We start from the raw sequence: 22,855 nt of genomic DNA, 5'->3' as shown, positions 1-22,855 counted from the left end.
GGGAGGGGTCCCGTCCCCTCCCCAAAACAGCCACGGCCTGAACCAGATCGGTTCAGGCCGTGGCTGTTTCTCTGCTAATTATGAGTCTGGCACAAGGGGCCGTTATTTTATGCAAACTATTTTAAGAAAGTTTTGCATAGGCTCCGCGCGCCAGGAACTCATTCGGAGTGGAGTGTCGTGATTGGATCGAGGCGCATGGCGCGGAGAGCCGGGATATAGCTGGCGGCGAGCGCGACAGTGGTCAGTACCAAGGTGACGCCGGCGAAGGTTGTCAGGTCGTTAGGCGACACACCGAAGAGCAGTCCAGCCATGAGGTGAGAGACGATGAGCGCGCCGACCACACCCAGCCCCGCGCCAGCGGCGACCAGACCGAGTCCCCGGCGCAGAATCATCGTGAGGATAGCGCCTTTTTGAGCTCCCAATGCGAGGCGAATGGCTATCTCACGCCTTTGTTCATTCACAACATAGGAAATAGTCCCGTAGATTCCAAGCCCGGCGAGAAGCAACGCGGTGGCCGCAAAAAATGCCACCATTTCCATCGAGAATCGCTTCACGGAAAGCGATTCGGAGAGCACGTTATCCAGGGTCTCCGCATGGAAGACGGGAAGTTGGGCATCAATGGACTGGATCTGACTTCGCTCCTGCGCGAGGATGGCGCCTGGCTCGAGTTGTCCGCGAAGAAAAACGTCCAGGTCTTTGGCGGGGTGCTGGTAGACGCTGCGGTAGATCTGCGGAATTGCCGCGTCCGCCAACGATTCCGTGCGGGCATCCGCAATTACGCCGACGATCGTAGTCCAGGCTGACCTGGCAGAGTTCAATGGCTCGCGCGCATCCAAGTGCAAACGGACGCGTTTGCCCACAGGGTCCTCGCCCTTCCCATCTTTGCCTGGCCAGTACATGCGTGCCGCGGCCTGATTGATGACCGCAACCTGGGGCGTATCCTCAATGTCCTGGTCGCTGAAAAGGCGTCCGCGCAACAGCGGCATGCCCAACACGTGGAAGTATTCGGGCGAAACGATGAGACCATCGATCACAGGAGCCTGATTGTCCATTGTTTCGATGCCTTCACGGATCAATGGCAAAGGGCGAGGATGGCTGTGTCCCAGGGGAAACGCGGCCACATCCCCTATGGCCGCTTCCTCTACGCCCGGCAGGGTCCGGCTGCGGCGAAGAATCTCGTGCAGCAAGATCGATTCCTGCGTCGCGGTTCGGTAGATATCCGTAGCGGGATCGTTCGGCCCCGGCAGCCAGGTCTGAATGGCAGTAACGCGGTCAGGATTAAAGCCCGGCTGCACCTGGAACAAATCCCAAAAACTGCGCAGCAGAAGGCCCGCGGCGACCATGAGCACCAGGGAGAGCGCCAATTCGCTGACGACCAGTATCTGGCGGGCGCGCGAACGTTCCCGCGAGCCGCTGGAGCCGCGTCCTTCCTGCCGAAGCGTACTGATCAAATCAAAGCGGCTTATGAGCCATGCGGGAGCAAGCCCAAATACGGTTCCGGCTGCGACAGAGACGGCGAGAGCGAACGCAAGCACGCCCCAGTTGATCGATATCTCGTTCATGTGCGGAAGGCTCTCTGGAACAAGCAGCAGCAGGAAATGCTGCGTGCAGAAGAGGATCGCGAAACCGGCGATACCGCCAAGCAGGAAGAGCAGCAGGCTCTCGACGAGGAACTGGCGGATGAGCCGCGTTCTTTGCGCCCCCAGAGCCTGGCGGACCGCGATCTCACGGCCTCGCAAACTGGCCCTGGCAAGCAAAAGATTGGCGACGTTGACGCAACTGATGAGCAGGACCAATCCTACTGCGCCGAAAAGCAAAATGAGAGATTGGCGAACACTGCCGACCACGCTTTCACTGAGCGAAGTCAGGCGCACAGCCCATGCGGCTTGTGCCGGATACTCCGCCGGATATTGCTTTTTCAGCGATCGAACCAGTGCATCGAGGTGACTCTGCGCGGCGACAATCGAAAGACCGGGCTTCAGGCGCGCAACCGTTCGACTCTGCAGACGTGTACCGCGCAGCGGAGGCGGAAACGGCAGGCCGGCCATGCCGGCTCCCAGCCACACTTCGGTATTCCTCTCCTCGCTGGTTGAGCCCAGATCGCGAAAACCAGGCGGCATGACACCCACAACGTGATACTCGTCGTTGTCCAGGAGCAGAGCTTTGCCGATAATGTGCGAATCGGCTCCGAATTCTCTTTTCCAGAGCCCGTCGCTGATTACGGCCTCCAGGTTGAATCCGGGAGTGGCATCGTGTGGATCGAATGTGCGACCTAACTGCGCTTCTATACCGAAGACCGCGAAGTAATTCGGCGTAACATGCTTGTAACTGAGACGCTCGGGCTGTGCACTGCCGGTGAGGTTCACGTCCGCGCCAGCACCGGAAACGGAGACGGACTGGAATATTCCGGAACTCTCAAGATCTCTCCACTCAGGCACGGAGATGCCGACGTCCTGCGCGCCAACGCCGGGAAGATCGTTCTGAATGCGCACCAGCTCGGCAGGGTTTGGATATGGCAAAGGGTGCATCAGCGTGGCGTCAATCACGCTGTAGATCGCGGTAGTGGCTCCGATGCCCAGTGCGATTGTGGAGATCGCAATCAAAGCGAATCCAGGAGATCTCAGTAGCATGCGAACTGCGTACCTCAGGTCAAAGAACAGATTCTCGATGAAGGGAAGACTTTGCTCGGCGTGATGGTGTTCTCGTATCGCCTGGGACGAGCCAAGCTTGAGCGCAGCTTGCCGCCGCGCCTCGGCCGGCGACATTCCGGCGCGCAGATTCTCCTCAGTCTGGAACGCGAGATGTTCGGCGATTTCTTCCTGCAGGCGTTGGTCGGCACTCTGCCCTGCAGCGAGATTCGACAGGCGTATGAAGAAGCGTCGCAGGAATTTCATGAGAGATCCTCCGCTTTGACATTGAAGAAGCGTGCGATGATTGCCGCGGTTTGTTCCCAATCGCGGGTTTCAGCCTTCAGCTGCTTGCGGCCGGCTCCGGTAAGGCTATAGAAGCGCGCGCGGCGATTGTTGTCCGATGCGCCCCATTCGGAAGCGATGGAGCCTTCATGCTCGAGCTTGAGCAGCAAGGGGTACAGCGTGCCCTGATTCACGGCCAGAATATCTCCGCTGATCTGCTCGATGCGCCGGGCGATACCGTAGCCGTGCTGCGGCCCAAGGAGGTCCAATGTTTTGAGGACCATTAGTGCGAGTGTTCCTTGCAGAACATCGGGCTTTTCCTTCATTGCGAATCGACCTCTAGGTTTCCAACAGGAATAATGCCATGTTTCCTTTTGGAAAGCAACAGGAGATTCTGAATTGTTTTGAATGCAAGCTCAGAAGAGCTTTATGGAGTGGTTTCAGTTTCCGGATGTTCGGAGATGCTTAGGATATTTCCGTCCGGGTCTCGAAACCATGCGACCCTTGCGCCGGTTGGCGAGGTCCAGATTCCTTGCTCGTCCTGTTTGAGGCCTTCAAATCGCTCGAACTGTATGCCGCAGGCAATGAGGTCACGCGCTGCGACTTCAATCTCAGAAACCTGCCAGCCGAGGACCGTTCCGTGCGCCTTGGGCAGTTCTTTCGCCATTCCTAGGCGGATCATGATGCCGTTTGCGTCGAAGACCAGCGCAAACGGTGGCTCTTCGCTGACAAGCGTCAATCCCAGCGTATCGCGATAGAAGTGCTTTGCCCGCTCGACGTCGACGATTGTGGCAAACGCGATGATTTTGTATTTAGCTAACGCCATCGTTTTGGTCATGAATCGATATTCCACCGATCACGGGTTGTGGCGCAAGCTAGTTATTACGACATAAGATGTCGTTTATGCGACAGGGGCACATTATTCGAGATTTTGATCCTGGGCGCGGTGTTTCGATTGCCACGCTGGCTTATGAGTATCCCTCGGGTTTTCTGATTCCGGAACATGCGCATGGCTCCGATCAGTTTATTTACGCGACGCGTGGCGTGATGGAAGTCCATTCTGACCAGAGCCTGTGGCTGATTCCGCCGAGCTTTGCTCTTTGGGTTCCTGCTCGCGTGCGCCATCGCATTCGCATGCCTGCTGTGGTTTCCATGCGGACGCTCTACCTCCGCCCTGGTCTGGTTCAACGAGCGGACTCGAGTTGCGCTGTATTGTCCGTGTCTCCTCTCTTGAGAGAGCTGGTTGTGGAGACAGTGCGGATTGGCAAACTGCGTTTGCGGATGCATGAGCATTGCGCGTTGCGCGATCTGACGGTTCTGCACATAGGGCGGGCGACTCCGATTCCTACTGAGACAAGACTGCCTCGGGAGTCGCGTGCGCTGGCTGTGGCGATGCGGATTTTGGATAGTCTGCCTCAGTCGCCTTCGCTTGAGACGCTGTGCGGCGAAGTTGGCGTGAGTGCCAGAACGCTACAGAGGCTTTTCAGCAAGGATGTTGGTGTGGATGTGGATTCATGGCGGCGGCAGGCGCGATTGACCAGAGCTGTGGAGCTTCTGCTGGCGGGTGACTCTGTGAAGCAGGTTGCTTTTTCAGTGGGCTACAACCAGCCGAGCGCGTTTGTTGCGGCATTTCGCAGGATGTTTGGGTTTACTCCGAAAGCCTGGGTGGAACGGGTCTCGAAGGCTTGACGGAGTGGGAGGAAAATAATCTCCTAACCGCGAAACGGATTCTCTGTCTAAGGCGCTGAATGCAAGAGAACGATCACTCGATTGTCCGGGCGGTGCTGGCCGGAGACAAGGAAGCGTACGGTGCGCTGGTGCACGCTCACAGTGGAAGTGTGTTTCGAGTGGCGTTCCGCATGATGGGCAATGAAGCCGATGCGGAGGAGATTGTGCAAGAGGCGTTTTTGCGCGGGTATCAGCGGCTGGAGAGCTTTCAGCAGCGTGCGAGTTTCGGGACGTGGGTGTACCGGATTGCTGTGAATTGCGCGCTGGATCGGATCAAGCGGCCGGGTATTGAGGCTGAGTATCGAGCGGGCGACGAGAGCGATCCGGAAGAGAAGACGGTACAGGTGGAGACGCAGGACGCAGACCCGGAGCGGGCGCTACTGAGCCGCGAGATCAGCGCAGTGCAGGAGAGAGCGATGCAGCGGCTGACGCCGACGGAGAAGACCGCGTTTGTGCTGCGGCATCATGAGGATCGATCGGTGAGCGAGATTGCAGAAGTGTTGGGGATTGCGCCGAATGCGGCGAAGAATGCGGTGTTTCGCGCAGTGCAGAAGTTGCGGCGAGAGCTTGCGCCGCTGCGGGGGATGGCATGAAGCACTTGAGCGAAGAAGCGATGGTTGAGTTGTATTACGGCGAGGGTGAAGGTGATGCGTCGGCGCATGTGAAGGCTTGCCGGGAGTGTGCGGCTCAGTATGCGGAGCTGACGCAGAGCCTGGACGCGATGAGTCCGGTAGTGGTTCCTGCGAAAGACGCGCAGTATGGCGAGCGAGTGTGGCAGGCGCTTGAGCCGCGGCTGATTCCTTACGAGAAGAAGGCGCGTGGATGGTTTGGATGGAGCTTGTCTGGATGGACTGGGTGGAAGGCTGCGACGCTGGCGCTGGGCTGTGCGATGCTGCTGGCCGTTGCTTTTGCAGGCGGGCGTTATTGGGAGCGGATTACGGCGAAGACGGAGAACTCTGCGGGTAATAAGAATCCGCAGACAACGCAGCCGACAGTGGTTGTGGTGTTGACGGACCACCTGGACAGGACGGAGCGGTTGCTGGTGGCGCTGGAGCATGCGGATTCGCAGGATCACGTGGAGAATGCACAGCTGCAGTCGGAGGCGCGAGAGTTGCTGGTGTCGAATCGGCTGTATCGCACGACGGCGAAACATGCGAAAGACCCTGCGCTGGCGGGTGCGTTGGACCGGCTGGAAGGCGTGCTGGCAGAGATTGCGAACGATCCGAATTTAACGGCCGAAGATCTGCAACGGGTGCGCAGCGAGATGAATACGCAGGGAATTTTGTTCGAGATTCGTGTGCTGAAAACACGGACGACGGATCAGGGCAACAAGACGAATTCGGGAAGAGGAGCATCGATCTAATGAAAGCAAAAAGGGCAGTAGTTATTTTTTTCGCAGCAGCGTTTACGGTTGCGCCGTGGCATCTGCTCGCGGCTGAGCCGGGGTATTCGCCTGTATTGAGCTGGGTGACTGCGGGTGCGGGGAGTGCAGACGAAGCGAGTCTGTATGCCGATGGGACGCGCGCGGTGAACGAGAGCCGTTGGCAGGATGCGGTGGGCTTGTTTGATCGCGTGGTGAAGATGCATGGCGAGCATGCGGAAGGTGCGCTCTACTGGAAGGCGTATGCGGAGAACAAGGAAGGGCAATCGGCGAATGCGCTGAGCACGTGCGGAGAACTGCGCAAGCTGTATCCGAAGAGCCGGTGGATTGAGGAGTGCGGCGCACTGGAGATTGAGATTCGCGGCAAGAGCGGCGAGCCGGTGTCACCGCAGGGGGAGCCGGACCAGAATCTCAAATTGCTGGCGGTGAATGCGCTGATGGAGCAGGACCCGGCGCAGGCAGTGCCGATACTTGAGAAGATTCTGGCGGGCAATCAATCGGAAGAGCTGAAGAAACGCGCGCTGTTTGTGCTGGCGGAGAGCCACTCGCCGCAGGCCGAGGCGGTGATCAGCAAGGTGGCTCAAGGCCAATCGGGACCAGAGCTGCAGATCCATGCGATTCAGACGATTGCGGCTGCGCAGGGAAAGCGCGCAAATGAAATGTTGGCGAATCTCTACAAGCAGACGAGCGATGCGCGGGTGAAGAAGGCGATTCTGCAGGCGTATCTCATCACAGGAGATCCGTCGAAGGTGCTGGAGGCGGCGCGCCAGGAGACGAACCCTGACCTGGCGAAGACGGCAGTTCGTACGCTGGGAGCGATGGGCGCTGTACAGGATCTGCAGGGGCTGTATCGAGCGACGAGCAATGCAGAAACCAAGGCGGACATTATTAATGCGCTGATTGCGAGCGGTCACGATGGCGTGGCAGCGCTGTCTGAGATTTCGCAGTCGGAACAGGATGCGGAGTTGCGGCGTAAGGCAATCCGCAATCTTGGGATCTCCGGCGGGATGTCTGTGGCTCCGGCGCTGGTGGCTATCTACCAGAAGAACTCCGATGCGGAAACGAAAAAAGCTGCCGCGCAGGCGTTGTTTCTGGCCAATGATGCACACGATCTGGTGGCGCTGGCACGCGCGGAAAAAGACATGAACATGAAGCAGTACCTGGTGCAGCAGTTGAGCTTGATCCATAGCCAGGAAGCTACGGATTACATGCTGGAGATTCTCAACAAGTAGTAGAGAGGAGTCCCATGAGACAGAATTTGAGACAGAACTGGTTTTTGGCGACCGTGCTCGGCGTGTCCGTAATGGCGGCAGCGCAGCAGGCACCGAAGGTAGTGAACGCGCAGTTTCACACGGAGCAGGCCGGCGGAGCATTGTCCGCGACGGTAGGGCGATTTCAGCATGAAAATGGACCGCTCTGGCTTGGCTATGAAGTGGCAGCTCTCACGGGATCTCATTTCTCTTCATGTTCAGGCGACACGCGATCGGGGATGGACGATGGATGCTGCGGTGTTTATCAACTAGAAGGTTCCGAGAACGTGTACCGGTCTTCCAGCGCGGAAAATGCGCCGGTGACGAAGATTGACGTTTTGATACGGATTGATCATGGTGCGATCGACAGGTTTCGTTTTGTCGGCACTGGTTGCGGGCTGGATGCCGGAGGCTTGTCGTTCACATGGCTGACGGGGATTGGCGCGGAGGAGAGCGTTGCGTGGCTTGCGAGCCTGGTGACTGGGGAGAATAACAAGAGGCTCACGGATCAGGCGTTGGCGACGATTGCCATGCATGAGTCCGGTAAGGCGACGACGGTGCTTGCTGGATTCGCGTCTTCGTCGAATCCGATGTGGCTGCGGGAGAAAGCGGCGTTCTGGCTGGGCGCGGAGCGTGGACACGATGGACTGCTGGCCCTGGAGAAGCTGACGAGCGATGGCGATCCGGAGTTCCGCAACAAGCTGGCCTTCGATTTATCGGTAAATCACGATCCTGCAGCGATTGACGACATGATCCGGATGGCGAAGTCTGATTCCGATACACGCGTTCGTGAAGAGGCGATTTTCTGGGTAGGACAAAAGGCGGGGGCGAAGGCCATCGGCACTTTAAAAGATGCAGTAGCGAACGATCCTGAGGTTGCAGTGAAGAAGAAGGCTGTGTTTGCGCTGAGCCAGCTGCCGAAGGATCAGGCAGTACCGGAGCTGCTGCAGGTGGCGCAGACCAATTCCAATCCTGCGGTTCGCAAGGAAGCAATCTTCTGGCTTGGGCAGACGCATGATCCGCGAGCGCTGGCGTACTTTGAAAAGATTCTTGAGCACTAAGACCGAGCCTCTTCCAGGTTAGTTATCTTCTGTCACCTCATGTTCTGTCTCTGTCCGATTTCGTACATGCAAAGTTGATTTCGGACAGAGGGATGGCAGCGTGCCTCAATAAACCCTGTCTTTTGACCGCGAAATAGATTCAGGGAACGGCAATTGCCTTGCTTTCGTAGTTCCCGAAGTCTGCTTTGAAAGTTGTTTGAGGAGAAAGCGAATGCTGGCTGACCTGCGCGATGCGATGCGACAACTGCGGAAGGCACCTGGGTTTACTGCAACGGTCGTGATCACCTTGGCGCTAGGCATTGGCGCGACGACGGCTATTTTCACGCTGGTGCATCAGGTGATGCTCAAGTCATTGCCAGTGACTAAGCCGGATGAGCTCTGGCGTATCGGCGACAAGATTCGCTGCTGCAACTGGGGCGGGTATACGCAGGGCGACGACGGCAACTTTTCGCTTTTCTCGTGGGAGGCATATAAACATTTCCGCGAGCATACGCCGGAGTTCGCAGACCTGGCAGCGCTGCAGGCGGGTAATTCTCCGCTTGGTGTGAGACGTGCGGGGTCGCAGGCGCAGGCAGATACATATAACGGGCAGGAGATCTCAGGAAATTTCTTCCGCACACTGGGCATACAGCCGTGGGCAGGCCGGTTGATGACCGACGCTGACGATCAGTTTGGCGCGCTCCCGGTTGCAGTGATGAGCTACAGAACCTGGCAAACGAAGTTTGCTTCCGATCCTTCTGTAGTTGGGGGAAGTTTCCAGTTCAACGGACATCCGTTTACCGTCATCGGCGTGACGCCGCCGGGATTTTATGGAGCAAAGCTGGCAGGCTGGGGCATGCCGGACTTCTGGATTCCCATCACAGCCGAGCAGGTTCTCGGTGGAGATGTCTCGCGACTCAAGCGAGCGAATGGAAATTATCTGGACATTCTGGGCAGAGTTCGACCAGGCACGAATCCGCAGGCGCTCGAAGCCAAGCTGCGTGTGGAGTTCCACGACTGGCTGGCGAGCCATGTGTCCGATATGGAGCCGGGCGAAAAGCAGCTCTGGCAGAAGCAGACGCTGCATCTGATTCCCGGCGGAGCGGGCGTGGCGGTCATGCGGGATGAATACGAGAGCAGTCTCAAGCTGCTTTTGATTGCCGCCGGATGCGTGCTGCTGGTGGCCTGTGGCAACCTGGCAAACCTAATGCTGGCGCGGGGACTAAAAGAACGCGCGCAGATATCAATACGTGTTGCGATGGGAGCTTCGCGGATTCTGCTGGTGCGCAAGGCCCTGGTGGAAAGCGTGTTGCTGGCGATCATTGGCGGCGCGCTGGGAATTGCTGTAGCAAATGCGGGAACGCGGCTGATTTTGTATCTGGCCTTCGAGGTTGGAGGAGGACATAACTATGTTCCGGTCAGTTCTTCGCCATCCTGGCCAGTATTGCTCTTTACGCTGGGCATCTCCATTGTGACGGGAATTCTCTTCGGAACGGCTCCGGCCTGGATCACCTCACATGCAGATCCAGTGGAGGCTCTTCGGGGTGCGAATCGTTCGGTGGGCGGAGGCCGCTCCTGGGCTCAGAAATCGCTTGTCATTGCGCAGGTGGGAATGTCGGTGGTGCTGCTCTCGGCTGCTGCATTGCTTGCGGAGAGCCTGCGAAACCTGGAGCATCAGGACTTCGGCTTCGAGACGCAAGGGCGCTATATTGCATCGATCAATCCTACTCTGGGCAACTATAAGCCGGAGCAGATGGAGCTGATGTACCGCAAGATCGATGACAGCCTGAAGCAGATTCCCGGAGTGCGAATGGCTGCGCCCGTGCTTTATGCGCCGATGAGCGGCGATAGCTGGAACGAAGGGATTCGCATTCAGGGCAGGCCGGAACCCAACCCCAAGGAAGATACGAGCGCAGGCTGGGCGCGCGTGATGCCGGGATTCTTCGATACGATTGGCGCGAAGATGGTGCTGGGCCGACCTATCACTGAAGATGACACCGCAAGTACGCTCAATGTTGCCGTGGTCAACGAGTCATTCGCCAAGCACTTCTTTAAAGATCAGAGCCCGATTGGGAAGCACTTCGGTTTGGACCGGATCAAGTATGCCTCTACCTATGAGATTGTCGGTGTGGTGAGAGACATACGTTATATGACATGGGATTTCAAGGAGCCTGTCGGGCCCATGTTCTGGGTGTCAGAGACACAGACAGTAACGTCGTATGACGATCCAATCTTTTTAGACGGCGAGAAGCATTCTCATTTTCTATACAACATCGTCATCTGGGCACCTGGCGCTCCACGGGGAATGGAGCAGCAGGTACGTAAAGCGATCGCGAGCGTTGATCCCACGCTTGTGGTGAATGATGTGACTCCATACAGCGAAGTCATCAGCGGTGATTTTCAACAGCAGAATATGATTGCCACGCTGACGACTCTCTTTGGCGCGCTGGGGCTTACGCTGGCAGCGGTTGGGCTTTATGGCGTGATGGCTTACGCGGTGGAGCAGCGCACGAACGAGATCGGCTTGCGCATGGCTCTTGGAGCGGATCGCGGAAATGTGATCAGGATGGTGCTGCGCGGCGCGTTCTGGCAGGTAGGCATCGGCCTGGGGGTGGGGATTCCGTTGGCAGTTCTGGCTGGAAAGCTGATGAAGGATCAACTATTTGGTGTGCAGCCGTGGGATCCGGCCATGCTGGCAGCTTCAACGGTGCTGCTTGCTCTGGCTGCGCTGGTGGCTACAGTGGTGCCGGCGCGCCGTGCGGCGGGAGTGGAGCCGATGGTTGCGCTGCGCAACGCGTAAGGGGAGATTACGACGCGGGATCTTTGATTGAGCTTTAAGACTTACGTTTGGCGGAGTGAAAGACTGATGGGAGTCCGCGTTGTTGTTGTGTCCGGTGGCGCACACTCTGCCCAGCCTCATATCTTGCAGAATTGGAATTTTGAATGGAGGTTCTCTCCGCAATTCAATAGGTTGATATTAATCACATTTAAACCTGACTCTAACTATTCGAATCTATCTATAATATTTTCTGCGTTTTGCACTCCTATGAAAATGCGGCCGAATGTGTTGGTCATGTACTTGCAAACAATCTCATAGTTCAAGCTTGAACGACTTGTGAGGAGCCCAATGTTCCGTAGAATTTTCGCCGCGGCCAGTCTCGTCGTATTGATTTTTGGTATCGTTACCACTGCTAACGCTCAGCGAACAGCAGCCATCACCGGAGTAGCTACAGATTCGTCGAAGGCTGTAGTTCCGGGTGTTGCCGTTACCCTCCGGAATCCGCAGACTGGAGTCGTGCTGAAAACGACGACGGGGAGCGCCGGCGAGTATACGTTCAATCTGGTGCCGGCGGGACCTGGCTATGAAATTCACTTTGAGGCTGCCGGGTTCAGTCCGGTTGTGATCAAAGACCTTTACCTGAACGTGGATGACACCCGAACGCAAAACGCGGAGTTGAAAGCGGGTGGCGCGACCGTATCAGTGGAAGTTTCCGCGGCCAGCGAGAGTGAAACAATCAATACCTCGGATGCGCAGGTAGGAACCAGCGTTCAGGTCGAAGTGCTCAATGAGCTTCCCGTTGAAAGCCGGGATAGTCCATCGTCTCTGTTTTACATGCTGCCCGGAGTTACGTCCGATGGCTCGGTGACGGGAGCGCGCAACGATCAATCGAATGTGACGCTGGATGGCCTGGATGTGAATGACAATGAAACGGGTAGCTTTGGCGCCCTTGTGGGCAATGCTCCGGTTGACTCCCTACAAGAATTTAGAGGCGTAGTTGCCGGCCAGCTTTCCAGCGCAGGTGAAGGCGGCGGCGGCCAGTTTCAGCTGATTACCAAGTCCGGCACGAATCATTTTCATGGCGGAGTCTCGGATTACTACCGCGATACGATCATGACAGCCAATGATTGGTTCAGCAACAATGAGGGAGTGCCGAGGTCTCCGCTTCTCCGGAACCAATTTGACGGTTATATTGGCGGACCTGTTTTAAGAGACAGAGTTTTCTTCTTTTTCAACTATGAAGGACGCCGGGATACGCTCTCGAATCTGACCACACGGACTGTGCCTCTGGATAGCTATCGCAATGGCTCCGTGAACTACTACACAAACGCCCAGACAGGCGCAATGAATTCGATTTCTTCAACGCAGGCTGCTGCCCTGGACCCGTTGGGAATCGGCTTCAACAGCTCGTTGGAGAGCCTCTTTTCCAGCCGCTATCCTCACGCGAATGATTTTTCCGGTGATGCCGGTGACCTCGTAAACTTTGCCGGCTATAAATTCAACGCTCCTTATCCGTACACGGAAGACAACTATGCGCAGCGGGTCGACTATAAATTGAACGATCGGCTCAACTTTGAAGGTGTCGGCCGTTTTACTCGCACCAACGGGACCCAATCGGCGATTCAATTTCCCGGCGACCCGGAGACCTTTCCGTTTCTGGATGAAAGCTATGACTGGGCAGGTATCAACACCTGGGTGATTTCATCGAATAAGACAAACCAGGTTGAGCTGGGAGAAACCCTCGAAAACTATTCGTTTCCTTGCATTTATAACCCGGAGGGCGCTACGCAATTCGGATCCCTGGGTGGAAATTCGACCGGTGGATCTCTCATAAGCGGCCCATATGCAGGTTGCGGCAATGCGCAGGGCCGGACCTATCCGATTCTTGTGATCAAGGACGACTTTGACTGGCAGAAGGGCCGGCATGACTTTACGATTGGCGGGCAGATCAAGCGGATCAGCCCCGACAACTTTGTCATCCTGAACTACAACGGGGCTGGAATGGGCCTGGGCGGCAACGTGAACAGCCTCGCTTCGCCTACTGGTTCTCCGAGCATGCGTCCGGCTGACCTGGATCCCGATCCAAATGCGACCAACCTTTATGACAGCGCCTACGCTCTGGCTCTAGCGCCATACTCAAGCACGTCTGCCACCTACAACTTCAACAATCAGGCGCAGGCATACCCCCAGGGATCCGGCGCCACGCAGGATTTCCGGTTTTATGAGACTGAAATTTATGCGGGCGACACCTGGAAGGTTACGCCGAAGCTGACGATTTCCTATGGCGTGCGCTGGCAGTATTACTCGGTTCCTTACGAGCGACATGGCCTGCAATCAATTAACCAGTTTGGAAGCCAATCTACTTCCGATTCCACGTTCAACTATTATTTCGGACAGCGACTGGCGCAGAGCGCGGCCGGACAGACGGGAACTCAAGTTGTTCCGCTTATTTCCTATATCCTGGGTGGAAAAGCGAATCATCAGCAGAGCTATTACGCACCGGAATATCATGACTTTGCGCCGCGCCTGGGGTTTGCGTGGGCTCCGGGGAATGGACACACGGTGTTCCGCGGAGGCGCGGGTATTATTTACGATCACACGGTTATCAGCGCGATCCAGTACCAGCAGACGCAATACAATTACCTGTTCAAGAACAGCGTGAACGATCCAATGGGATCTCAAGGAAACGCCTATGGTTCCTACCAGACGCTCTCGCGATTCAGCGGGCTCAGCACTCCGCCGACGCCACCCTCGGCACCGGCTATCACCATTCCGTATACCCCGTGGACGCTCAACCCTGGGACCTCAAGTGCTTTCCCGTACGGATTGATCGATGGCGAATTCAATGAAACTATCGATCCTCACTTCAAAAATCCGTTTTCTTTCCTGCCGACTGTTGGCATGCAGCATGAGTTCCCGAAGGGTTTCATACTGAAGACAGATTGGGTGGGACGTTTTGGCCGCAGATTGATGGCGCAGGCTGACATGTCCCAGCTCATCGACTTCCCGGATCCTGCGTCGGGTCAGACGATGTCGCAGGCTGTTGCGAATGTGACAACCCAAATAAGAGCCGGTGTTGATCCCAACAACGTGACGGCTCAACCGTGGTTTGAACATGTAGCTGCTCCGGGAGCTGGTGTGGCAGCAGGCTTTGCCAGCAACACTGCATATGCGGCACATCAGGGCGGCGCTTATCCCGGACGCGGAGATTTTGCGGATTGGGTTTATACCCTCGCGTCAACAAATGTGTCCGGGCTACAGTTTTTACTGCCTCCCAATGTCGGCATGGATGCGCAATTTGCCGAAAATACTATGTATACCAACAAGGGATTTTCTGGATATAACGGTTTGCTGGTTACGCTGCACAAGAACAGCAGTTTTGGCTTGACCTTTGACATCAACTACACGTGGTCGCATTCGATCGACAACGTCTCAGTGAATGCGAACACGGTTGCCTACGGCGGTTATGGATTTATCTGCGATGTGGTGCGGCCGCGGGAATGCCGAGGAAATTCGGACTTCGACGCGACTCACTACATCAACGGATATTTCACATACGAACTGCCGGTTGGACGCGGAAGAGCAATTGGAGGATCCATGCCGCGGATCGTCAATGAAGTTGTTGGCGGATGGGCCGTAAGCGGCCTGCCCGGTTGGCACACGGGATTCCCCTACTTCGCCAATTCCGAAGCGTTTGTTGCGGGATTTGCTAACGCTGCGCCAGCGATTCTGACCGGAAATATACGTGACCTGGATATCCACATGCACGGCGGAGGTGGAAATCCACTGCTGGCTTACACAAACTCAAATGCAGCTGTCAACGACTTCACAGGGCCACTCGGGTTCCAGATTGGAAGCCGCAATAACCTACGTGGGCCGAGATCAACGACCCTGGATGCAGGACTTACCAAGACATTTCCTGTGGTCGAAGGTATTGCTGTGAAGTTTCGTGCCGATGCCTTCAATGTCATGAATCATCCGGTTTTCGGCAGTCCAACCACGGACATCACGCAGAGTTCTAGTCCATTTGGAACAGTTACGACCGATAGCGCGGCTCGCGTTCTGCAGTTAGCGCTGAGGGTGGAGTTCTAGCTCTGCGGTAGTTCGAACGATTCGTCCTTAACAATGACCCAGGCCGCGCATTCATGCGCGGCCTGGGTCATTTGTTGCTTCTTTTTAGGCCTAAATGTGAATTGCAGAGGGAAGAGGTGGCGTTTATTCGGCGACGGGAGTTACAAGGAGAAGGTTGTCGTTGTGGCCGGTGACGCGGACGGGTGCGCCGGCGGGGATGGGTTCACCGGGGTTGCTGGCGCTGGCGCGCCAGATTTCCCCTTCTACGAGTATGTGGCCTGAGGGCGAGAGCGGCTCCATGGCGGAGGCGATGTGGCCGATGAGGGCTTCGACGCCGAGGAGGGTTTTGCGGCGGCGGGCGCGGACGGCGAGGCGCAGCAAGAAGACGGTGATGAGGCCGAAGGCGATGCCGATCGACAGGGCGAGCCAGGGGTGGACGTCGAGCTGGGGGATGGGTGAGGCGACGAGGGTCATCAGTCCGAGGACAAGACTGATGGTGCCTGCGATGGCGAGCGCGCCGTGGCCGCCGATTTTTGCTTCGAGGACAAGCAGGATCACGGCGGCGACGAGGAGCATGACTGCGGTGTAGCGGATGGGAAGCAGATTGAGGGCGAAGACACCGAGCAAGACCATGAGCGCGCCTAGCGCGCCGGGGACGATTGTGCCGGGCGTGTTGAATTCGAGATAGATGAGAAGCGCGCCGCCGACGAGGAGCATAAGAGCGATATTGGGATTGATGAGCCAGTCGAGAAGATTTTCCCGGAGGGTGGGCTCAAGATTCTGAATGCGGGCGTTGGCGAGGTGGAGGGTGAGCTTGCCGCCGTCCATGCGGGTGATGACGCGGCCGTCGAGTTTAGCGATGAGATCGGCGTCCGAGGCGGCGGTGAGATCGATGAGGCCCTGCGCGAGGGCTTCTTCCGCAGAGTAAGCGTGTGAGTCCTTGACGGCGGCGATGGCGGCGTCCTGATTGCGACCGCGTTTGGCCACGTAGGAGCGCATGAACGCTTCGGCGTCGTTTTCGACTTTCTGAGACAGGATGGGATCGGGCTGGCCTGACTCGAAGACGACGTGAGCGGCTCCGGCGTTGGTTCCGGGGGCCATGGCGGCGATGTCTGCAGATTCTAGGAGGAAGAAGCCTGCGGAACCTGCGCGCGCGCCGGCGGGGGCGACGTAAATGATGACGGGGATGTGCGAGGTGAGGATGGCTCCGGCCATGGTGCGCATGGAATCGACGAGCCCGCCGGGGGTGTCGATTTCTATGAGCAAGGCGGAGGCGTTGTCTGCGGAGGCTCGGGCGAGGGCGCGGTCGAGCTGGCCGGCGGTGACGGGCTGGATGGTGTCGGCGAGGATGAATTTGTCGACGAGGGGCTGTTGGTGGGGGGATTGGGCGATCAGGGTCGAAGGAAGAAGGACGAGAGACGAAAGAAGACAGACGATTGCAATGATGAGATTGCGGCCAATGTGAAGCACGTTCGATGGCATGATGTGTGCTCCCAAGTATGAAACAGCATACTTCAGGGGCTAAAGCCCTATACATTATGCGCCAGATGAAGCCGGCGCTAAAGCCCCCACCTACCAACAGCCTATTTGTGTTGGTTGCGTTTGAGGTCTATCTGATGCAGAAGATCGTGGGCCGGGGTGCTGGTAGGAGCGAACTGGATGGCGAAGTTGGCGTTGCGCGCGGCGGCGTCATACTGACCTGCGGCAAGATCGATGCGGGCGAGGACGAGGTAGGCTTCGGCGGAAGGCTTGAGCTGAATGGAGGCGAGTGCTTCGGCGCGTGCGCCGTTTGTATCGCCGGAGCGTTCGCGGACCTCAGCGAGGCCTTCATGGGCGTCGGCCAGACGGGAATCGGCGGAGGCGGCTTCACGGAAGAGACGTTCGGATTCAAGCAGGAGGCCGCGGGAGAGATAGTCGCGGGCGCGGAGTACAAGAGCCTGGGCACGCTGTTCGGGCGCAAGAGCATCAAAGCGCGCGGACTGCATCTGGTCCATCATGACGGCCGCCTGGCGGAAGGCACTGGCGTCAAAAGTGCGGACGATGCGCTCAAGAGGCTGGACGGGGGCTGTAGCGGGCTGTGTGCTGGAGGGCGGGCGGAGAGCGGCGTCGAGTGCGAGGGCCTCGGAATCTGTGGGGCGAAGCTTGAGGTACTGAGCAAGTTCAGCGGAGGCGCCGTTTGTGTCGCCGTGGCTGCGGAGACTGACCGCGAGATTGAAGTGATAGTCGGGAGTGGTGGGATCAGCGGTGACGGACTGGCGGAAGAGCGCTGTGGCGTCGTGGTTCTGACGACTGACCGCTACTCCCTGATTGTTGAGCACAGGGGCAAGCGGGAGGGTGCGGGAAACGTCCGTGAATGCGGCTTCGGCGGCTGCGTAGTTGCCGGTGTAGAGGAGCGAAAGGCCGCGGTAGAAGCCAGCTTCAAGGGTATCGGGAGCGGCGTTTGGCGACTGGCCAGTAACTTTGGCGAAGGCTTCGGCGGACTGCTCGTACTGCTGGTTGGCGAAGTCTTCGCGGCCAAGAGCCATCCAGGCAGCGGGGAAGCTAGGGTTGAGCTTGACGGCGGCCTGAAGATGGCGGATGCGCTCGGTCTGGTCCGGCTCTGAGATGCCGCGGACGTACTGCTCGAATGCGTCGAGCTGAAGGTTGGCTCCGGCGGCGACGAAGGCTTCTTCACTGATGGGAAAAGCAGGATCGAGCTGGCGGCTTAGCTCCCAGGTGAGGGTATCGAAGACGGAGACGAGCGAATGAATGTCTCCGCTGGCGGTGACGGGCTGGGAGATGCGGAGGCGAGAGACGTCGACGATGCGGGCGCTGGCGGTGAGGGTGGAACCGGAGACGGTGTATTCGCCGGCGACGATGGATTCGGCGTCGAGGGTTTGCGCGAGCTTGATGGAGGTGGCGCGGGAGGGATGGAAGGACTGCGGAAAGCCGAGATGGTCGAGGGCGTAATGGCGGTCTGTGCGGCTGAGGGGCGAGAAGCCAGCGGAGGAAAGGCGGGAGGTGAGGATTTCCGGCGCGGCTTCGCGGATCCACTCAAGATTAGGCTGATTGGAGCCGTTGTCAAAGGGAAGAACAAGAAGTATGCGTGTGCGAGGGTTGGCGGCGTTCGCTATGGCCTGGGAATGAGCCCTTGGCGCGGGTGCGATGACCGACGAAAGGGCGGTTCCGACGAAGAGGATGAGCCGCGCGAGGTGGCGCGATGGACGATAGAAAAAATTCAGCACGACAGGCTGATTATAAGAGGTTATGGGGAGGGCTTATCTGGAGAGCTCGCAGATCCAGTTCACTTCCCAGCTTTTTTCGCCGTCCGGGGAAAAGGACTGCTCCATTCGCGCTGATTTCGGCGAGAGATTGAGCCAGAGATAGCGGACAAGAACGGTTCGGCCTTTGGATATCTCCTGGTGGTAGAACTCGCCGCGATTTCCGGTGAACTGGCCTACGACCGGCGGCGTGTCGAGAGTGCCCTTGTCTGCATCGACGAGGTAGATGTACCACTGCTGCGTGTCGGGGTTATAGAGCCGCAGCGTTTGCGCCTTGAGGTGCTGACTCTTGTCCTTACTCCAGACTTCAAATTGCTCGAAGTTGGAGTTGGTGTCGAGGATTTTGTGATGGTTCGAGATGCCGTCATATGCGTCCCACTTATTTGAGCCATTCAGACGGTCGGGCAGGCGGCGGACATGCGCCTTCCAGTCGCCGATGAGGAAGTCGAAATCGTGCGCTCCGTCATGCGCGTGATCAACCGCTATTGGTGAAGTCTGCTGGGCTGGGAGGTGCAGGGCAGTTGCGAACGACGCCGCAAAGAACAGAGCAGGGAGGACGCGTTGCATGAGCCGCGAAATCATAGGAAGCAATGGTCGCAGGATTAGTCGCGTTGCGCAATATCTGCGATGTTCGTTTTCTGGCGGTCGCCGATCTTCGCTTCATATTGGCGCTGGAAACGGATGATGGCGGCCCATTGGCCTTGATGGTCATCCTGCTGCCAGACGAGGGTTCCGTGGAGCTGGCGGGCGATGGCTTCCGGGGATAGATCGTGGTGGAGGCCGAAGTACTGCTCGTCGAGTTGATGACTGAGGGGGCCGAGGGTGATGAGTGGGGGCGGATCGATTTTGGTGGAGAAGACGAGGGCGGTGGAGTAGCTTTCGGGGCTGGCGGCGGCGCGGGCGATCTGTGGGGAAGAGAAGTCTTCAATGGGGAAGACTGCGAAGGGCGCTTTGACGTAGCCGAGTTCGGGTTTACTGAGCTCATCTGTCGCGGGCCATGCGGAGAGGACGGTGGAATCGAGGTATTGGGCCTGGATGCGGCGGATGGCGGCCTGGTGGAGGCGGATCATGCGCGCGTAGGCGAGATTGTCTTCAGGTGCGAAGCCGTACGGAGGATTAATGAAGAGGCCGGCGATAAAGGCAGCGGCAGAGAGAAGCGCGAGGGCGGCCCACCAGCGAACGCGGCGGTAGATGGCGGTGATAGCTAGGAAGAGGACTAGCGGATACACCGGGAGGAGATAGCGGCAGAGAAGCGCGCCACCGAGGAGGCTGAAGAGGGCGGCGTTGGCGGCGAGGAGAATGAGAATTCGGTTTCGGATGGATGTGCTGAGTGCGGGGTAAGGAACGCCGTCGGTGTTTGAGCGCGGAGGGAGCAGTAGTGCGGCGCAGGCGAGCAGGATGGGGACGAAGAGGTTCATGTGCGCCGTGAGATGCAGGAGGCGATGAGCGAGGGCAGCGAGGAAACGGAGCGGAGTGAGATTGGCCTGAGCGTTGTAACGGAGGAATTCGGGATTGCCGAAGAGAAAGCCGGTGCGGGAGTAATGGTAGGCGTACCAGGCGGAGAGAGGCAGGATGGGAGTGAGTAGCCAGGCGGCTTCCTGCAGAAGCGTTTTGCGTGTGGCGGAGTTTCGAAGGGCTTGCCAGAGGGCGAGGGTGGCGAGGGTGAGCGGGATGAGGATCGCGGTTTCTTTACACAAGGCTGCGGCGGAGAACCATGCTGCAGCGATGAGTGGGCGGCGATTGGTATCAGGCAGCGAATAGACGAGGCCCCAGAGGGTGCAGGCGGCGGCGAAGATATCGGCGTGGGCGAGAGTGGATTGGGCGAACCATATAGGGTAAAGCGCCGTGAGTGTGACGGTGGTGAAGGCGATAAGACCGTTGCCGCAGAGGCGCAGAACAAGACGCCAGATGGCTAATAGGGCGAGAGCGGCGACGAGGACGACTGCCTGGCGAGTGACGGCGGGAGCGAAGCCGGAGGCCTTCCACCAGAGGGCGAGATAGATGCTGGGAAGCGGTGGGTGCGCGTTGGTGAGGGTGGAGGTGGGGATGAGGGAGCCGGTGCGGAAGAAATCCCATGCGGCGGGGATGTAGTAGCCGGCTTCGTCCCAGTAGTAGGGCAGACGGAGGAGGCTGAAGTGGGTGAGGTAGATGGCAACGAAGAGGACGGGGAAGATCATCCAGAGGGGGAAGGGGGCGTCTAGCCGGGGTTCCAAGGCCCGTAGAGGAAGAGCGCGCGGGATGAATGATGGTTTCCGGCTCACTTGGATTGATCCTCTACGGCTAATTAACGAGACTAGTTCACTGGGCCCTGCGGGAAGTTGATGGGCAGGTTTGGGTTTTGCGGCTCCAGATTGATTTGGCCGAAGGCTTGCTCATACTGGGCAAGGTTCTGGCTGAGAAGATTCGCAAGGGCTTTGGCCTGCTGTGGGCTGAGGAAGATGGCCTGATGATTACGAATGGTGACTTCATCGGGTGCGTCAGAGGAGGCGAGGCCAAAGAAAAGCTGGAAGTCCCATACGGAGACGCGGACCTGGACGCTGTTGGCGTAATTTTCGCGGAAGTCAGGGGAGGGGGTGACGGTGATTTTTGGCTGTTGCGGAGCGCTCATGGATACAGATTACAGGGACCGAGAGAACAAGGGACCCAGGGACCAATAAAAGCGATCGGCTTGCGCAAAGTAAGCAATTTTGGTGCGGAAGAGGGGACTTGAACCCCTAAGCCTTTTGGGCGCCAGCTCCTAAGGCCAATCTAGGAAGTAGCCCCGGTTAGCGCACAGTGATAAATCAAATACTTGCGCTTTGTGTCGTTAGCGTCCGATGAGCACATATGGCGTGCCATCGTTACATTCATCGTTACAAAATGCCGATTTTCAGGCCGATTGTAACGATGCGGCCCGCGCCTCCATGAACCGCTTTGCTACGGCCATGTCTTCACCATCCACGATGTTGTACCGCCGCTCCATGCTGTCCGTCTTGTGACCGCTAATTGCCATGCGAATCACTTGTGGCACCCCTGCACGACGCATATTGCGGACGGCTGTGCGGCGTAGGTCATGGAAGGTTAGCTCCGGGACCTTTGCCTCTTTAACGGCGATGTCCCACGCCTTGCGGATATTTAGAATGCGTTTGCCATTGCGATTAAACACCCAAGGCGATTCCGGCCAATGCTCGTCTCGAATTGCTTTAGTCTGTTTCAAAAGGTCTCGCATATCGCCGTCCAGGATTGGCACTGTCCGTGCTGTACGGGCTTTAGTGTCCGCTGCGTGCAGGGAAATAGTGGCACCCTCGAAGTCCACTTGGTCCCACGTAATCGCTAGCAGCTCACCCTTGCGTATGCCGGTGTTGTATGCCACCACGAACAGGGGCCGTAGCTCAAGCGGCAATGCGTCCCGCAGCTTCGTGTACACATCATCTAGGAGAAAGCCAGTCCGAACGGTTGTTTCCTGCACCATTGGGAAGTATGGCACCACAAGGACCTTGGGTGGGGTCCGCTTGCGGCCTAGGTTCATTGCACGGCGCAGAATGGTTAGCTCCCGGTTGGCCGTGGCATCCTTCACACCGTCTTTCAATCGCTTCTCTCTGTACTCTTCTAGGAGTGCCGTGGTGAGACGGGCTGCACGGACATCCCCGAAGAAAGGCCGGAGGCTCTTTTCAATCGAGAGTTTCCACATTGCCCGCGTGGATTCCGCAATGTCAGATTTCAGCACGTCGTCTAGTAGCTCACTTAGCAAAACCTTATCCGGCGAGCCTCCCGTGACTTCCCCACGTACCTTTTTCGAGATAAGGCGGTCACGCAATTTAACCGCATCTGTGTAACGCGTCGATTTACTCGACTCATAGACGGGGCGGCCATCAACGTGAATTTTCACCCACCATATTTCGCCCCGCCTGTAAATAGTGCCTGATCCATTGGATTTCTTCATGCGGATACTGTAACGAAAGAGCTGATGCTTTTCAATACTTATTTTGCTCAATCCACTTGTCTAGGTCAGCCCGGTGAATCTGGACGCGGTTGCCCACTTTGACCACCGGGAATGCCCGCTCAGACATAAGGTGGCGGACTGAGTATTCAGAGCGCCCAAGATAGATCGCAGCTTCGTCTACATTGAGCAACGCGGGAACCTGAGCGGGGTTGAAGGCCCGCTTATCCAGCCAAGCAAGGATGCGCCGTGCCACGTCCTCCGCTATCGTGTTTAGCAATTGCTCCATGATTTATCCTCTTGCAAATGAAAGAGATAGGGGTGGGGTTGAATCTCCAAAGACATCTCGCCAGAGAGCGCCGCAATCCATAAATTTACACAAACGAACAATTACTGAAAAATGGAGATTTATATGGTTTTTAGGATATATTTTCATTTATGTAAGTTTGGGGATTGCGGCGCTCTTTAAGGGGCTTGCTTTAGAGATTTGACCCCACCCCCTATGTGCTTTATTC

18 protein-coding genes are annotated in these 22,855 nt (G+C 57.4%); 8 read left to right on the top strand and 10 right to left on the bottom strand.

Features of this window, described 5'->3' with window-relative positions; all coding sequences use genetic code 11:
• Window positions 1-158: 158 nt before the first annotated feature.
• The 3 genes from VO84_RS21690 to VO84_RS21680 form a co-directional block, all read right to left on the bottom strand.
• On the bottom strand, window positions 159-2,894 hold the full coding sequence (locus VO84_RS21690; RefSeq protein WP_058189855.1) for an ABC transporter permease: 2,736 nt from the start codon (window positions 2,892-2,894) through the stop codon (window positions 159-161).
• Window positions 2,891-3,238, bottom strand: coding sequence for a PadR family transcriptional regulator (locus tag VO84_RS21685; RefSeq protein ID WP_058189854.1), 348 nt, complete (start codon window positions 3,236-3,238; stop codon window positions 2,891-2,893). The genes VO84_RS21690 and VO84_RS21685 overlap by 4 nt, the downstream gene beginning before the upstream one ends.
• 101 nt (window positions 3,239-3,339) lie before the next feature.
• A complete protein-coding gene (locus VO84_RS21680; protein WP_058189853.1) occupies window positions 3,340-3,750 on the bottom strand; it encodes a VOC family protein in 411 nt (136 codons plus the stop codon).
• A 65-nt stretch (window positions 3,751-3,815) separates the two neighbouring features.
• Between VO84_RS21680 and VO84_RS21675 the strand changes: the two genes are divergently transcribed.
• From VO84_RS21675 to VO84_RS21645, 7 genes are all read left to right on the top strand, one after another.
• The gene (locus tag VO84_RS21675) at window positions 3,816-4,601 is read left to right on the top strand and encodes an AraC family transcriptional regulator (protein ID WP_058189852.1); all 786 of its coding nucleotides are present in this window, start codon (window positions 3,816-3,818) and stop codon (window positions 4,599-4,601) included.
• Between the two features lie 59 nt (window positions 4,602-4,660).
• Window positions 4,661-5,233 carry an RNA polymerase sigma factor gene (locus VO84_RS21670; RefSeq protein ID WP_058189851.1) on the top strand — a complete coding sequence of 191 codons (573 nt, stop codon included), beginning with the start codon at window positions 4,661-4,663 and terminating at the stop codon, window positions 5,231-5,233.
• Window positions 5,230-6,003: a hypothetical protein gene (locus tag VO84_RS21665; protein ID WP_058189850.1), complete on the top strand. Its 774-nt coding sequence runs from the start codon at window positions 5,230-5,232 to the stop codon at window positions 6,001-6,003. Before VO84_RS21670 ends, VO84_RS21665 begins: the two co-directional genes overlap by 4 nt.
• Window positions 6,003-7,253 carry a HEAT repeat domain-containing protein gene (locus VO84_RS21660; RefSeq protein ID WP_058189849.1) on the top strand — a complete coding sequence of 417 codons (1,251 nt, stop codon included), beginning with the start codon at window positions 6,003-6,005 and terminating at the stop codon, window positions 7,251-7,253. Before VO84_RS21665 ends, VO84_RS21660 begins: the two co-directional genes overlap by 1 nt.
• Window positions 7,254-7,267: 14 nt before the next feature.
• Entirely contained in the window at window positions 7,268-8,332 is a 1,065-nt protein-coding gene (locus VO84_RS21655; protein WP_058189848.1) for a HEAT repeat domain-containing protein, read from the top strand.
• A 211-nt stretch (window positions 8,333-8,543) separates the two neighbouring features.
• The gene (locus tag VO84_RS21650; RefSeq protein ID WP_058189847.1) at window positions 8,544-11,111 is read left to right on the top strand and encodes an ABC transporter permease; all 2,568 of its coding nucleotides are present in this window, start codon (window positions 8,544-8,546) and stop codon (window positions 11,109-11,111) included.
• A 327-nt stretch (window positions 11,112-11,438) separates the two neighbouring features.
• On the top strand, window positions 11,439-15,182 hold the full coding sequence (locus VO84_RS21645; RefSeq protein WP_058189846.1) for a TonB-dependent receptor: 3,744 nt from the start codon (window positions 11,439-11,441) through the stop codon (window positions 15,180-15,182).
• A 123-nt stretch (window positions 15,183-15,305) separates the two neighbouring features.
• Here VO84_RS21645 and VO84_RS21640 read toward each other — a convergent pair whose 3' ends face one another.
• The 7 genes from VO84_RS21640 to VO84_RS21610 form a co-directional block, all read right to left on the bottom strand.
• The gene (locus VO84_RS21640; protein ID WP_082662263.1) at window positions 15,306-16,643 is read right to left on the bottom strand and encodes an NfeD family protein; all 1,338 of its coding nucleotides are present in this window, start codon (window positions 16,641-16,643) and stop codon (window positions 15,306-15,308) included.
• 101 nt (window positions 16,644-16,744) lie between these two features.
• Window positions 16,745-18,385, bottom strand: coding sequence for a tetratricopeptide repeat protein (locus VO84_RS23215; protein WP_058189845.1), 1,641 nt, complete (start codon window positions 18,383-18,385; stop codon window positions 16,745-16,747).
• Between the two features lie 33 nt (window positions 18,386-18,418).
• A complete protein-coding gene (locus VO84_RS21630) occupies window positions 18,419-18,988 on the bottom strand; it encodes a hypothetical protein (protein ID WP_157440048.1) in 570 nt (189 codons plus the stop codon).
• Window positions 18,989-19,023: 35 nt separating this feature from the next.
• Window positions 19,024-20,634: a glycosyltransferase family 39 protein gene (locus tag VO84_RS21625; RefSeq protein ID WP_231738142.1), complete on the bottom strand. Its 1,611-nt coding sequence runs from the start codon at window positions 20,632-20,634 to the stop codon at window positions 19,024-19,026.
• Window positions 20,635-20,714: 80 nt separating this feature from the next.
• A complete protein-coding gene (locus tag VO84_RS22325; RefSeq protein ID WP_082662262.1) occupies window positions 20,715-21,029 on the bottom strand; it encodes a DUF3467 domain-containing protein in 315 nt (104 codons plus the stop codon).
• A gap of 261 nt (window positions 21,030-21,290) precedes the next feature.
• Window positions 21,291-22,343 carry a tyrosine-type recombinase/integrase gene (locus VO84_RS21615; RefSeq protein WP_058189841.1) on the bottom strand — a complete coding sequence of 351 codons (1,053 nt, stop codon included), beginning with the start codon at window positions 22,341-22,343 and terminating at the stop codon, window positions 21,291-21,293.
• A gap of 31 nt (window positions 22,344-22,374) precedes the next feature.
• Complete coding sequence (locus tag VO84_RS21610; RefSeq protein ID WP_058189840.1) at window positions 22,375-22,629, bottom strand: helix-turn-helix domain-containing protein; 255 nt, start codon at window positions 22,627-22,629, stop codon at window positions 22,375-22,377.
• Between VO84_RS21610 and VO84_RS22960 the strand changes: the two genes are divergently transcribed.
• A complete protein-coding gene (locus VO84_RS22960; RefSeq protein ID WP_197414156.1) occupies window positions 22,628-22,831 on the top strand; it encodes a hypothetical protein in 204 nt (67 codons plus the stop codon). The genes VO84_RS21610 and VO84_RS22960 overlap by 2 nt on opposite strands.
• Window positions 22,832-22,855: the final 24 nt, after the last annotated feature.

The sequence above is a fragment of the Occallatibacter gabretensis genome (assembly GCF_001449115.1).
Classification (GTDB): domain Bacteria; phylum Acidobacteriota; class Terriglobia; order Terriglobales; family Acidobacteriaceae; genus Telmatobacter; species Telmatobacter gabretensis.
This window is presented reverse-complemented; position numbering and strand designations above follow the sequence as displayed.